Here is a 12,663-nt window from a genome sequence, read left to right as displayed (position 1 = left end):
CATGTCGACCATCGCAGCGGAAGCGACAGTTGCGCGCAAGCCGCTTTACACATCACTGTTCGTGCAGGTGCTCGTCGCGCTGCTGCTCGGCATCGTCATCGGCATGGCCGCGCCCGATTTCGCGATCGGGTTGAAGATCTTCAGCGATGCCTTCCTGAAGCTGATCTCGATGATCGTGGCGCCGATCGTGTTCTGCGTCGTCGTGCACGGCATTGCGGGTGCCGGCGACCTCAAGAAGGTCGGCCGGGTCGGCGTCAAGGCGCTGGTCTATTTCGAGGCGATGACGACGGTTGCGCTCGTGGTCGGCCTGCTGCTCGCCTATCTGTTCGGCCCCGGCCACGGCATGAACATCGACACCTCGACGCTGGATGCCAAGGCGCTCGGCAACTATGCCAACAACGCGCAGAAGCTGAAGGGCGAAGGCATCGGCAGCTTCCTGCTCAACATCATTCCGACCACCTCGTTCGACGCGCTGTCGCGCAACGACGTGCTGCAGGTTTTGTTCTTCGCCATCATCTTCGGCGTCAGCCTGGCGCTGGTCGGCGGCGAGAAGGGCGAGAAAATCTCCTCCTTCATCGACGCGGTCTCGACCGTGCTGTTCCGCGCCATGGGCCTGATCGTGCGCTTCGCGCCGATCGGCGTGCTCGGCGCCGTCGCCTATACGGTCGGCAAATACGGCGTCGGCTCGCTGAAGCAGCTGCTCTCGCTGGTCGCGCTGTTCTACGTGTCGGTCGCGATCTTCGTGCTCGGCGTGCTCGGCGCCGTGATGGCGCTCGCCGGCATCAACATCCTCAAATTCCTCGGCTACCTGCGCGAGGAGCTGATGATCGTGGTCGCAACCGCATCGTCCGACGCGGTGCTGCCGCAGGTGATGCGCAAGCTGGAGCGTTTCGGCGTCAAGGATTCGGTGGTTGGCCTCGTGATTCCGACCGGCTATTCCTTCAACCTCGACGCCTTCTCGATCTACCTGACGCTTGCGGTCGTGTTCATCGCGCAGGCGACCAACACGCCGCTGTCGTTCGGCGACCTGATGCTGGTGCTCGGCGTGTCGCTGATCACCTCGAAAGGTGCGCATGGCGTGCCCGGCTCGGCGATCGTCATCCTGGCGGCGACGCTCAACGCCGTGCCGAGCATCCCGGCGATTGGCCTCGTGCTGGTGCTCTCGGTCGACTGGTTCATCGGTATGGCGCGCGCAGTCGGCAATTTGATCGGCAACTGCGTGGCCACCGTCGTGGTCGCGGCATGGGAAGGTGACCTCGACCGCGACAAGGCCCGTCGCGTGCTCGAAGGCGCCGAGGCGGTTGACGTGACCGCGGGCTGAGCCGCGCGCCCCAAGCCGAGCGGCGTCCCGCGCGTGGCGCGGGGCGCTGACTTACTTGATCAGCCTCAAATACGGCGGCAGTTGCCGGGCCGTCGATTGTTCCAGCACGGGCTCATCCGAAGCGATCATGTCACAGAGGGCCTTCAGCTCGGAATCCGTCACCTTGTGGAGCTCCATCCGAAGCTCGAGGATGGCGAGGGACAACAGCCGTGCCGTCTCCGTGTTCGCCCGGTCGGTCAGGAACGCCTGACATTCCTCCAGCGTTGCAAGCAGCGCCAGCAACCGTTCTTCCGTGTTTGCGACCGGCATATCTTCAACTCCCGAAGCCGCGAGGTAGAGTCGAGGCGTTCCCCTCTTTCGCTTCATTGGCCCCTCCCGCCAGAGTTCGCCGGCTTGTCGTAGGCACACATTTGTTCCAGATGATTGAGAACTTTTGGGCAATTGTCCAGCAACATTCCGAAAGCCTGACTTGGACTTACGTCAAACTCTTGCAAATCGGATGATTCAGTCAAGCACCCGCCGGCCCCTTCTCGACCTCAGGCTGCACTAGCTGGGGTTGCATCCGTGCAACGACGCCCGTACAATATAGTGGCCCGTAGAACTACGGGCGCTGTGCATTGACGCCTATTATGCATGTGCGCAAAATCTGTGTCGATCAAACTCGCGCTAGTTGTGGTTTGGTCAATATTTTGCCAAATGTAGAGGGCGGGGTGTCGACAGACACCTTGGCGCGGTCGACTTCAGGTAGTCGACCGAGTCGGTACTAGGGTGTTTCCTTGCGCGTTTGCGTTTGGATACCATCCCGCGATCTTCCTGGATTTCGTAGTTCAGACGAACTGGCGATCCACTCGAGCTTAACGCGGTACATCATGAACGTGTCCCTGACCCAGCCGGGCCAGGGATTCTCGATTTGAAGGACGGGTCACAAGAATGAACAGATCAGCAGCAAAGAAGATGAAGCAGCGCAGTGCCGGCAAGCCGGACATTGAGTTGGGCAAGCGGATTCGCCTGCGCCGTGTCGAGCAAAAGATCTCGCAGGCCGAACTCGGCGACAAGCTTGGCGTCAGCTTCCAGCAGGTTCAAAAGTACGAGAAGGGCGTCAACCGTGTCGGCGCTGCCCGCCTTCAACAGATCGCGACCGCGCTGGATGTGCCGGTCACCTTCTTCTACGACGGCGACAATAAGGCCCGCGAAGTCGAGAGCCTGCTGTTCCTCGACAGCGCGTTCAGCCTCCGGTTGCTGCGCGCCTACAGCAAGATCAAGGATCAGACGGTGCAACGTCAGCTGGTGTCGCTGATGGAATCGATCGCCGCCAACGAAGACTGAGCGCGGATCGGGTCGCGTCGCCGCGAACGCGATCCCACCACACCGCAACGGCCGGTCACCGGCCGCTGCGGCTGCACACGCCGGTCGGGCCAGGAAGACGTCGAAGCGCTGCCATCGCCGATGGTAGCGCTTTTTCTTGAGGCGCGGCTGTCTTTCAAGATTTTGTGATCCAGGCGGATAGCTTCAGTACCGCCGGATGCGCGGTCATGAAGCGGCGACGAGCATCGCGTCATGATCCCGCCGCTCCACGTGAGCATGATCTTCGCGCAGGTAGCCGCGCATGCGCGCCGCTCTTTTCAGCTCGCGCTTCGACTGCCGATCTCGCGCAGCGCATGCGCGCGCAATGCGTCCCTATTCTGTCGCGCGGCGAATTGTCGCCCGCACATCAGGCGACCTCATAACTCCCGCATTTCCTCAGTTGAACCGGCGCCGCCAGAACCAAGTGCACGAGCTTGTCTTTTTTGTCGCAGCAACGAAGTGGCCCGCATGGACGTTCTCAGGCTTCAACCAAGGAGATCTCGATGAATATCAAGCTTGCCGTTATTGGACTCGCCGCGCTTGGAAGCGCAGCGTTGATGTCCGGCGCGGCATCCGCGATTCCCAACGGGCCTCCGCAAGCCGGTCACATCGCGGGCGAAACGTCCAATGTCGACAAGGTGCGCCAGGTCTGCGATCGCTGGGGCCGCTGCTATTGGCGACCGGGCGCATACGGCTACTACGGACCGCGCCATCACGGATGGCATCATCGTCCGCAATTCCACCATCGCCCGCATCATTACGGGCACCGCCCTCATCACGGCGGACATCATGGTGGCCATCACGGCGGACACCATCGCTAATCATCAGCGAGGGGGCTTCGGCCCCCTCACCCTTCCGCGCTAGAGCGCTGCCAATACCGCCTTCGCGACATCGGTCGTGCCGTTGCTGCCGCCGAACTCAAACGGCTTGATGCCGTCGGCGTAGACCTTGTCGACCGCGCGCTCGATCCGTTCGCCGGCTTCGGCGGCGCTTTCGAGTCCATGCTTGTCGGCGAGCCAGTCCAGCATCATCGCGGCCGACAGGATCATCGCGGTCGGATTGGCCTTGCCCTGCCCCATGATGTCGGGCGCCGTGCCATGACACGGCTGAAACACCGCGTAGCGGTCGCCGATGTCGGCTGACGGCGCCATGCCCATGCCGCCGATCAGACCGGCGGTGAGATCGGACAGGATGTCGCCGAACATGTTCTCGGTCACCATGACGTCGAAGTCCCACGGACGCTTCACCAGCGCAGCCGCGGCCGCATCGATGTAGAGGTGGTCAGCCCTGACGTCGGGATGACGCCTCGCAGTCTCGTCGAAGATGTTCCGGAAGAATGCGAACGCCTTGAACACGTTCGCCTTGTCGACGCAGGTCAGCCCGCCATTGACCTTGCCGCGCGCCTTGCGGCGTTCGGCGAGCCGGAACGAGAACTCGAACAGCCGCTCGGAGGTGTGGCGCGTGATCACCATCGTCTCGCGCGCCTCGCTGTCGGTGACGACGCCCTTGCCCATCGAGGCGAACAGGCCCTCGGTCGATTCCCTGATCACGACGAGGTCGATACCCCGCTGGTCGGCGCCGACGATCGTGCTCGATACGCCGGGGATCAACCGCGCGGGCCGCACGCCGGCGTAGAGATCGAAGATCATGCGCAACTCGATCTGCGGCGCGATCTCGGTGTTGTCGGGGTAGCGCACCGACGGCAGGCCGCAGGCTCCGAGCAGGATCGCGTCGGCCTCCTCGCACAGCCGGATCGTGCTCTCCGGCATCGACTTGCCGGTTTCCTTGTAATGGCCCGCGCCGGCCGGCGCCTCGGTGAAGCGAAATTTGAGACCGGCCGACGCCTCGATCTTGCGCAGCACGTCGAGCGCCGGCGCCATCACCTCGGGGCCGATGCCATCGCCACCGAGGACGGCGATGTGGAGTGCGTTGTTGGCCGACATGAGATTCTCCGGAGCACAACAGTCATTCCGGGGCGATGCGGAGCATCGAACCCGGAATCTCGAGATTCCGGGTTCACGCTTCGCGTGCCCCGGAATGACGGAAGGGAGACTACGGCGTCAGCACCGCGCGGCCGACCAGCTGGCCCTTCTGCAGATTGGTCAGCGCCTCGTTCGCCTTTGCCAGCGGCATCGGCGTGACCGGGATCGCCGGAATCTTCTTGGTCCGCACCAGGTCGAGCAGCTCCTGGGTCTCGCGCAGATTGCCGACATAGCTGCCCTGGATGGTGACCGCCTTGATCGGGATCAGCGGCAGCGCCCAGGGCGCGCCGCCGCCGAACAGGCCGACGATCACGAGCTTGCCGCCCTTGGTCAGGCAGTCGAAGCCGAGCTGCGAGGTCTGGGCGTTGCCGACCAGATCGATCGCGGCACGGATCGGCTGGCCGGCCTTCTTGACAAGCTGTTCCAGCGCGTCGGGCGCCTTGCCGTCGACGGTCGCGAGCGCGCCGGCGGCTTCGGCCGCCTCACGCTTCCTGGCGTCGATATCGACCACGATCGCACCCTTGCCGCCCATCGCCTTCAACAGTGAGAGCGCCATCAGCCCGAGACCGCCGGCGCCGAAGATCACGATCGGTGTGTCGAGATCCTTCTCGACCTTCTTCAGCGCGCTGTAGGTCGTGACACCGGAGCAGGCATAGGGCGCGGCCGTGACGGGATCGAGCCCCTTGAGGTTGAGCAGATACTTCGGATGCGGCACCGTCATGTGGTCGGCGTAGCCGCCGTCGCAATAGACACCGAGCGCATTCGGCTTGATCGCGCACATGTTCTCGTCGCCGCCGAGGCAGGTCGGGCATTTGCCGCAGCCGAGCCAGGGATAGGCCAGCGCGATATCGCCGACCTTGAGGCCGCCCTTGTCGGCGTCCCTGACGTCGGGCCCGAAGGCCACGATCTCGCCGACCGTCTCATGGCCCATCGTGCGCGGCAGCGAGACGCCGCGATCCTTCAGGGACAGCGGCTTGCGGCCGTGGCCGAGATCATAGCCGCCCTCCCAGATATGCAGGTCGCTGTGGCAGACGCCGGCGGCCTTGACCTTGATCAGCACCTGCGTGCCCGACGGCTGTGGCGTCGGCTGATCGACCTCCTTCAAGGGGGCGTTGAAATCGACGACCTGGAAACTCTTCATCGCTGTTCTCCCGTAGCTTGTTCTTGCGGCGGACCTTGCCACGCCTGCCCGTCCGGGACAAACGCGGTGTCGGCCTCCGGATATTTAGATCAGGGGATGATGGCAAGCCGCGAACTGGCCGGGCGCAACCACGCGCAGTTCCGGCACTTCGCTGGCGCAGCGCGCGTCGGCCCGCGGGCAACGGGTGCGGAAGCGGCAGCCGGAGGGCGGCGCGATCGGCGACGGCGGCTCGCCGACCGGCACGCTCTGGGTCGGGCGGACATCCGGATCCGGCACCGGGATCGCCTCGATCAGCAGCGCGGTATAGGGATGCGCCGGCCGTGCAAACAACTGCTCCGACGGGCCGACCTCGCAGAGCCGGCCGAGATACATCACCGCGACGCGATCTGAGACTGCCTTCACCACGGCGAGGTCGTGGGCGATGAATAGCAGGGTCAGGCCGTAGCGCGCCTTCATCTCCTCCAGCAGATTGAGGATCTGGGCGCGGATCGAGACATCGAGCGCGGACACCGGCTCGTCGCAGATCACGAATTCCGGATTGAGCACCAGCGAGCGGGCGATGCAGATGCGCTGGCATTGTCCGCCGGAGAATTCATGCGGCAGGCGTCCGCTCACCAGCGCCGGATCGAGGCCGACCGCCGACAGCACGTCACTGACGCGCCGCCGGCGTTCCTCGGGATCCTTGACGCCCGCGATCACCAGCGGCTCGGCGACGATGTCGCCGATCCGCCGCCGCGGATTGAGCGAGGCAATCGGGTCCTGGAAGATCAGCTGCACGCGCCGGCGCATCTTGCGCAGTGGCTCGCCCTTCAGTGTGGTGAGATCGTGCCCATCGAACAGCACCTTGCCGGAGACGGCCTGGCGCAACTGCAGCACCGCGCGGCCAAGGGTGGACTTGCCGCAGCCGGATTCGCCGACCAGCCCCAGCGTCTCGCCGCGCGCGATCTCGAGACTGACATCGGAGACGGCATGGATGGTCTTGCCTCCCACCGAATATTCGACGACGAGGTTTTCCACCTTCATCAGCGGATCGGGTGCTGCCTGCAGCATCATGCGCGGACCCCCGCGGTGATCGGATGGAAGCAGGCGTAGAGATGCTCCGGCGTTTCGGCCCGGCTGAGCTGCGGCTTCTCCGCGCCGCAGCGCTCCGCGGAATAGCGGCAGCGCGGCGAGAACGAGCAGCCCTTGAGCGGCCGGGTCGGATCGGGCGGCCGCCCCGAAATCGCCGGCAGCGGCGTATGCGGCGCGACGTCGAGCTTCGGCAGCGCGGCGAGCAGCGCCTCGGTGTAGGGCATCCGCATCTGCTTGAACAAGGCAGGCGTCGGCGCGCGTTCGACGACGCGTCCGGCATACATCACCGCGACCTCGTCGGTGCGGCCGGCGACCACGCCGAGGTCATGCGTGATGATGATCATCGCCATGTGACGGCGCTGCTGCTCGCGCGCCAGGAGATCGAGGATCTGCGCCTGGATCGTGACGTCGAGCGCGGTGGTCGGCTCGTCCGCGATCAGGAGCTGTGGCTCGCAGGACAGTGCCACCGCAATCGCGACGCGCTGGCGCATGCCACCGGAGAGCTGGTGCGGATATTGCGCGAGGCGCTGCTCGGGCGCGGGAATGCCGACCGCCGCCAACAGTTCGATGCTGCGCTGCCGGGCCTCGGCGAGATCGAGCTCGAGATGTTCCACAATGGTCTCGATCAGCTGGGTGCCGATGGTCAGCACCGGATTGAGCGAGGTCATCGGGTCCTGGAACACGACCGCGAGCGAGCGGCCGCGCAGCTTGCGCAATTTCTCCGCCGGCAGTTTCGTCAGATCCTGCCCGTCGAACATCACGCGGCCGGACAGTTTCGCCTTCTTGGGCAGCAGCTGAAGGATCGCGCGCGACAGCATGGTCTTGCCGCACCCGGACTCGCCGACGATGCCGAGCGTCCTGCCGGCGCCGACGGCGAGATCGACATGATCCACCGCCCGCAGATTGCCGCGCGGCGTCGGCAGGTCGACCACCGCATTCTCGACCGAGAGCAGCGTCCGGCTCATAGCGCCCCCTGCCTGGGATCGGTCAGCGCACGCATCGTATCGCCGATCAGGTTGAACGAGAGCACGGTCAGGAACATCGCGATCGCCGGAATGAAGGCGAGCCGCGGCGCCACCTCGAGGCTCTCACGCCCCTCCCCGATCATGCTGCCCCAGCTCGAGATCGGCGGCGGCACGCCGAGGCCGAGGAACGACAGCGAGCCCTCGACCACGATGGTGACGGCGACGCCGAGCAGGAAGAAGGCGAGCAGCGGCAGCATCACATTGGGCAGCAGCTCGCGCAGCAGGATGCGCGCATGCGTGGCGCCGAGCGCCTGCGCCGCGATGACGAATTCGCGCCGCGCCAGCGACAAGGTCGCCGCCCGCGCCACCCGCATGAAGGCTGGAATGCCGAGCACGCCGAGGATGCAGGTCAGATTGAAGATCGACTGGCCGAGGTAGGCGGTGACCGCAAGCGCCAGGATCAGCGGCGGGAACGCCAGCAGCACGTCCATGCTGCCGACCACGAAGGATTCGAAACGGCCGCGGAAATAGCCCGCGAGCATGCCGAGCGCGCCGCCGATCGTGACACCGATCATCGGTGCGCAGAGACCGACGATCAGCGAGATGCGCGCGCCATAGATCAGCCGCGACAGCTCGTCACGGCCGAGACCGTCGGTGCCGAGCCAATGCTCGGCGGAGATCGGCGCCCGCCGCTCCAGCATGTCCATGTCGGTCGGGCTCGGCAGCGGCAGCAGGTCGGCAAAGATCGCGACCGTGAACACCAGCGTCATCCAGCCGATCGCGATCCAGAACAGCATGCCGAGCCCGCGGCGGCGCCGAGCCGGCGTCGCACCGGCCTCTTCCTCGAGGCTGAGCTCAAGCGTGGCCATGGCGGATCCTCGGATCGAGAAGGGCGTAGAGCATGTCGACGATGAAATTCATGATCACGAAGCCCGCGGCAACCAGCAGCACCACGCCCTGCAGGATGATCAGATCGCGGGTATAGATCGCGCCGACCAGGAGGCGGCCGATCCCCGGCAAGGCGAAGATCGACTCGACGATGACGGCGCCACCGATCAGGCGGCCGATATTGATGCCGGTGATGGTGACGAGCGTCAGCGACGACGGCTTCAGTGCGTGCACGAACAGGATGCGCGACGGCTTGAGGCCCTTCGCCTTGGCGAGCGCGATGTAGTCCTCTTGCAGCGCCGCGATCATGTCGGAGCGCAGCACGCGCATGATGCCCGGCCATTCCGCAAGCCCGAGCGTCAACGCCGGCAGCACCATGAAGCGCAGATTGGCGACCGGGTCCTCGGTGAACGGCACGTAGCCAGTCGCCGGCAGCAGGCGCAGCTCGACCGCAAACAGATAGATCAGCAGGATCGCGGACAGGAAGGTCGGCACCGACAGCATGCCGAAGGCCGAGCCGGTCATGAAGCGGTCGAACGCGCTGCCCGCCTTGGCCGCGCAGGCGATCGCCAGCGGCACGCCGATCGCGAGCCCGATCAGCTCGGCCAGGATCATCAGCTCGAACGAGACCGGGACGCGGTCGCTGACAGCCTGCAGCACCGTCTGCCCGGTGCGGAAGGATCGTCCGAAATCACCCTGCAGGATGTGCCACAGCCAGCCGAGGTAGCGCAGCCAGATCGGCTGATCGAGCCCCATATCGTGACGCAGGGCCGCGACGTTCTCCGGCGTCGCCTGGTCGCCGAGGATCACATAGGCCAGATCGCCGGGCAACAGCGAGGCGATCACGAAAGTCAGGACCGAGACCGCGATCAGCACCGGTACCAGGTACAGGAGCCTGCGCGCGACGAAGAACAGCATGAAAGGCTATTCCTTCCAGGCGTCGGAGACGTCGAGCACCCCGTTGAACATCTTCGGCACGCCCTTCACCTTCGCGCTCGATATTGCGTAGTAGGTGTTCTGGAAAGTCCAGAACCAGATTGCTTCCTTGTTGATCAGGCGGCTGATCGCGCAATAGTCCTCGGTGCGCTGGGCGACGTCGGCCGTGGTCCGCGCATGCTCCAGCAACCGGTCCAGCTCTGGATTGGAGTAGTTCGCGAGCGCCACCGGGCTGCCGGTGTGGAAATTGGCGTACATCTGCGGATCGGGATCGGCGAGATCGACGATGCGCCACGGCGTGAGCTGGAACTGGCGCATGAAGGCGCGCGGCGGAATGGTTGCCTGATCGACCTGCTCGATCTCCATGTTGGCGCCGATGCGCTTCCAGAATTGCTGCAGCACCTGGCCGCCGGTGCGGCCGCGCGGCGTCGCCGTGACCAGCATCTTGAATTCGACCGGCTTGCCGTAATCCTTGATCAACGCCTTGGCCTTTTCGACATCGTAGGGCAGCGCGCCGTCATCCTTGCACTTCACCCAGGACCCGTCGCCGTAGGGATTGCTGGCCGGTCGCGCCAGGCCATTGGTAATCGCCTGCGACATCTTCGTGCGGTCGAGCGCCATCACCAGCGCCTGGCGCACGCGCACGTCGTCGAACGGCGGGATCTTGGTGTTGAAGGCAGCGACCGCAGCCCCCGAGCCTTCATAGGTATGCACGGTCAGGCTCGTGTCCTTGCGCGCCCTGATGATGTTGTCGGCATCGGCTTCGTCGTCCCAGATGATGTCGGCCTCGCCCGATTGCAGCGAGGCAAAGCGCGACTGTGCATCCGGCAAGGGCTTCAGGACGATGCGGTCGAGATACGGCTTGCCCTTGTTCCAGTAGTCCGGGTTCTTCTCGAGCACCATGCGGTCGCCGGCGGTCCAGGACTTCAGGATGTAGGGACCGGTGCCGACCGGGTTGCGGTTGTAGTCGTCGCCCTTGGTCTTCCATGCGGTCGGCGACTGCATGACGTTGTTGGAGCTTTGAATGGTCTGCGTCGCCGGGAAGTTCACGGCCGGGTCGCTGAAATTATAGACCACCGTCAGGTCGTCGACCGGGTTCACGCTGATGATGTTCGTGATGTAGAAGGCGCAACGGCATTTGTTGGCGGGATCCTTCTGGCGGTCGAAATTCTCCTTCACCGCCTGCGCGTTGAATGGCGTGCCGTCATGGAATTTGACGCCTGGCCGCAGCTTGATGGTCCAGGTCTTGAAGTCTTCCGAATGCTCCCATGACAGCGCGAGCTTCGGCTTCACCTCGCCCTTGTCGTCGAGTGTGGTCAGCGTGTCGAAGATTGCGGCCGCCGCGGTATTGGCTGAGGTGTCGTAGACGCCGACCTTGAGCGGGTCGAAGCCGGGAATGTCGAGTTCCTGGCCAACGTTGAGCGTGCCGCCCAGCTTCTGCGCATTGGCCGATGCAGCGAATGCCGCGGCACTGAATCCCGCCACAAGAAATATGCGCGCAACGGCGTGCGCGCGCCCGACCAGCTTCATCAATGCTCCCTCCCAGGTGGGCGACGTCCGGTGTTCCGGATCGTCGTCTGTTGGGCGGCAGATTGTCCGGAATCGCCGCGCGCGACAAGACCGTAATGCGGATGAAAAGCCGCAGGCTTAATGACGCGCCGTCTTCGCCGGTTGCGCTGCGAAGCCTGCGATCTGATCCTCGGAGAGCCCGATCTCCTTCAGATAGGACAGCGTGTGCTCGCCGAGCGTCGACATCCGCTTGCGCGCACCGACCGTGGCGCCTGACATGCGGAATGGCAGATTGAGCACCTTGAAGCTGCCGCCGCCGTCCGCAACCTCGGCCAGCGCGCCGCGATGGGCGATTTGCGGATCGGCGAGCGCCTCGCGCACGGTGCGATAGGCCGATGACGGCACGCCATACTCGTTGAGCGCGGCAAGGCAGGCCTGCGTGCTGACCGAGCGCGACCACGCCTCCACGCCCTCCATCAGGCCCGCCCAGTTCTCCCGCCGATCGGCATATTTGGCGAAGCGCGGATCGGACACCCAATCGGGACGACCGATCACCTGCATCAGGTTCTGGAACGTCTTCTCGCTGGCGATCGCCACCATCACGTAGCCGTCGGTGGTCTCGATCGGGCCGAACATCGGGCGCTGGGTTTGCTTCACCTCGAATTGCGACCATTGCAACTCGTTCAGGGTCAGGCTCAGCATCGATTCCAGCATCGAGACGTCGATGTGCTGGCCCTTGCCGCTGGCGGCGCGCTGGTAGAGCGCCGCCGAGATCGCACCGAAGGCGTAGACGCCGGTCAGCACATCGGCGTGGTAGATGCCGCAATAGTCCGGCCGGCTGCGGCCCGGTTGGTAGGCGAGATGCGCCATCTCGTAGCCCGAGGCGGCATGGATCACCGGTGCATAGGCCGGCAATTCCGCCGACGGGCCGGTCTGACCGTAGCCGGAGATCGAGCAAAAGATCAGTTTTGGATTGATGTCGCGGATAGAGGCATAGTCGAGCTTCAGCCGCCGCATCACGCCGGGACGGAAATTCTCCACCAGCACGTCGGCGGTGGCGATCAGCCGGCGCACGGCTTCGACGCCCGCCGGCGACTTCAGGTCGAGCACGAGGCTGTTCTTGCCGATATTGAGCTGGCCGAACGCCGTCGAGCAATTGTTGCGCACCGGCGGCCGCGTCCGCATCGTCTCGCCCTCGGCGGGCTCGATCTTGATCACCTCCGCGCCCATGTCGGCGAGCATCCGCGTGCAATGAGGTCCGGCGATCGTGGTCGAAAAATCGAGCACGCGAAGGCCGTCGAAGCTCCGTGTCAAATTCCCCTCATCGTCAGCGGCTATGGTCGTCGGCAAGGCTTCCTCCACCTTCGTCATTGGTTGTTCGGCGTCGCGTGACCCTAAAGTGAGCCGCCCTGGCAGGAAAGCGTCTCGTCCAGACCGGGAGCGCGGGCCGTCTTGCATTTTACTCAAAGGCAGATTGGACCCGATCTTGCATAGCCATGTCACGGG

The 12,663-nt window shown here is 64.7% G+C and carries 12 protein-coding genes; 3 read left to right on the top strand and 9 right to left on the bottom strand.

Translation table 11 applies throughout. The features are described 5' to 3' along the window. Position 1: 1 nt before the first annotated feature. Positions 2-1,321 carry a dicarboxylate/amino acid:cation symporter gene (locus ACVI1L_RS26430; protein WP_057017518.1) on the top strand — a complete coding sequence of 440 codons (1,320 nt, stop codon included), beginning with the start codon at positions 2-4 and terminating at the stop codon, positions 1,319-1,321. A 51-nt stretch (positions 1,322-1,372) separates the two neighbouring features. Here the strand turns inward: ACVI1L_RS26430 and ACVI1L_RS26425 are convergent, their stop codons facing one another. After that, on the bottom strand, positions 1,373-1,687 hold the full coding sequence (locus tag ACVI1L_RS26425) for a hypothetical protein (RefSeq protein WP_156436237.1): 315 nt from the start codon (positions 1,685-1,687) through the stop codon (positions 1,373-1,375). Positions 1,688-2,251: 564 nt separating this feature from the next. Between ACVI1L_RS26425 and ACVI1L_RS26420 the strand changes: the two genes are divergently transcribed. Both ACVI1L_RS26420 and ACVI1L_RS26415 read left to right on the top strand, forming a co-directional pair. Beyond that, positions 2,252-2,647, top strand: coding sequence for a helix-turn-helix domain-containing protein (locus ACVI1L_RS26420; RefSeq protein ID WP_016844123.1), 396 nt, complete (start codon positions 2,252-2,254; stop codon positions 2,645-2,647). 521 nt (positions 2,648-3,168) lie between these two features. Further along, positions 3,169-3,486, top strand: a complete 318-nt coding sequence (locus tag ACVI1L_RS26415) for a hypothetical protein (RefSeq protein WP_456784260.1) — start codon at positions 3,169-3,171, stop codon at positions 3,484-3,486. Between the two features lie 39 nt (positions 3,487-3,525). On the opposite strand, the gene ACVI1L_RS26410 is transcribed toward ACVI1L_RS26415, so the two are convergent. The 8 genes from ACVI1L_RS26410 to ACVI1L_RS26375 form a co-directional block, all read right to left on the bottom strand. Then, entirely contained in the window at positions 3,526-4,608 is a 1,083-nt protein-coding gene (locus ACVI1L_RS26410) for an isocitrate/isopropylmalate dehydrogenase family protein (RefSeq protein WP_076827029.1), read from the bottom strand. A gap of 109 nt (positions 4,609-4,717) precedes the next feature. Continuing rightward, positions 4,718-5,788 (bottom strand): alcohol dehydrogenase, encoded by a 1,071-nt coding sequence (locus ACVI1L_RS26405; protein ID WP_057017522.1) that lies wholly within the window; start codon positions 5,786-5,788, stop codon positions 4,718-4,720. An 84-nt stretch (positions 5,789-5,872) separates the two neighbouring features. After that, positions 5,873-6,841, bottom strand: coding sequence for an ABC transporter ATP-binding protein (locus tag ACVI1L_RS26400; RefSeq protein WP_057017523.1), 969 nt, complete (start codon positions 6,839-6,841; stop codon positions 5,873-5,875). After that, a complete protein-coding gene (locus ACVI1L_RS26395; protein WP_057017524.1) occupies positions 6,838-7,824 on the bottom strand; it encodes an ABC transporter ATP-binding protein in 987 nt (328 codons plus the stop codon). The genes ACVI1L_RS26400 and ACVI1L_RS26395 overlap by 4 nt, the downstream gene beginning before the upstream one ends. After that, on the bottom strand, positions 7,821-8,693 hold the full coding sequence (locus ACVI1L_RS26390; RefSeq protein ID WP_076827031.1) for an ABC transporter permease: 873 nt from the start codon (positions 8,691-8,693) through the stop codon (positions 7,821-7,823). Before ACVI1L_RS26390 ends, ACVI1L_RS26395 begins: the two co-directional genes overlap by 4 nt. Then, on the bottom strand, positions 8,680-9,630 hold the full coding sequence (locus ACVI1L_RS26385) for an ABC transporter permease (protein ID WP_057017526.1): 951 nt from the start codon (positions 9,628-9,630) through the stop codon (positions 8,680-8,682). Before ACVI1L_RS26385 ends, ACVI1L_RS26390 begins: the two co-directional genes overlap by 14 nt. A 6-nt stretch (positions 9,631-9,636) precedes the next feature. Then, positions 9,637-11,178, bottom strand: a complete 1,542-nt coding sequence (locus ACVI1L_RS26380) for an ABC transporter substrate-binding protein (protein ID WP_456784259.1) — start codon at positions 11,176-11,178, stop codon at positions 9,637-9,639. Positions 11,179-11,295: 117 nt separating this feature from the next. Continuing rightward, entirely contained in the window at positions 11,296-12,528 is a 1,233-nt protein-coding gene (locus tag ACVI1L_RS26375; protein WP_057017528.1) for a CaiB/BaiF CoA transferase family protein, read from the bottom strand. Between the last annotated feature and the right edge of the window lie 135 nt (positions 12,529-12,663).

Source organism: Bradyrhizobium sp. USDA 4516, from assembly GCF_054055915.1.
This window is presented reverse-complemented; position numbering and strand designations above follow the sequence as displayed.

Bases quoted from the DNA above. Each gene is read 5' to 3' on its own strand.
- ACVI1L_RS26430 (WP_057017518.1), top strand. From the start codon at position 2: ATGTCGACCATCGCAGCGGAAGCGACAGTTGCGCGCAAGCCGCTTTAC.
- ACVI1L_RS26425 (WP_156436237.1), bottom strand. From the start codon at position 1,687: ATGAAGCGAAAGAGGGGAACGCCTCGACTCTACCTCGCGGCTTCGGGA.
- ACVI1L_RS26420 (WP_016844123.1), top strand. From the start codon at position 2,252: ATGAACAGATCAGCAGCAAAGAAGATGAAGCAGCGCAGTGCCGGCAAG.
- ACVI1L_RS26415 (WP_456784260.1), top strand. From the start codon at position 3,169: ATGAATATCAAGCTTGCCGTTATTGGACTCGCCGCGCTTGGAAGCGCA.
- ACVI1L_RS26410 (WP_076827029.1), bottom strand. From the start codon at position 4,608: ATGTCGGCCAACAACGCACTCCACATCGCCGTCCTCGGTGGCGATGGC.
- ACVI1L_RS26405 (WP_057017522.1), bottom strand. From the start codon at position 5,788: ATGAAGAGTTTCCAGGTCGTCGATTTCAACGCCCCCTTGAAGGAGGTC.
- ACVI1L_RS26400 (WP_057017523.1), bottom strand. From the start codon at position 6,841: ATGATGCTGCAGGCAGCACCCGATCCGCTGATGAAGGTGGAAAACCTC.
- ACVI1L_RS26395 (WP_057017524.1), bottom strand. From the start codon at position 7,824: ATGAGCCGGACGCTGCTCTCGGTCGAGAATGCGGTGGTCGACCTGCCG.
- ACVI1L_RS26390 (WP_076827031.1), bottom strand. From the start codon at position 8,693: ATGGCCACGCTTGAGCTCAGCCTCGAGGAAGAGGCCGGTGCGACGCCG.
- ACVI1L_RS26385 (WP_057017526.1), bottom strand. From the start codon at position 9,630: ATGCTGTTCTTCGTCGCGCGCAGGCTCCTGTACCTGGTACCGGTGCTG.
- ACVI1L_RS26380 (WP_456784259.1), bottom strand. From the start codon at position 11,178: ATGAAGCTGGTCGGGCGCGCGCACGCCGTTGCGCGCATATTTCTTGTG.
- ACVI1L_RS26375 (WP_057017528.1), bottom strand. From the start codon at position 12,528: ATGACGAAGGTGGAGGAAGCCTTGCCGACGACCATAGCCGCTGACGAT.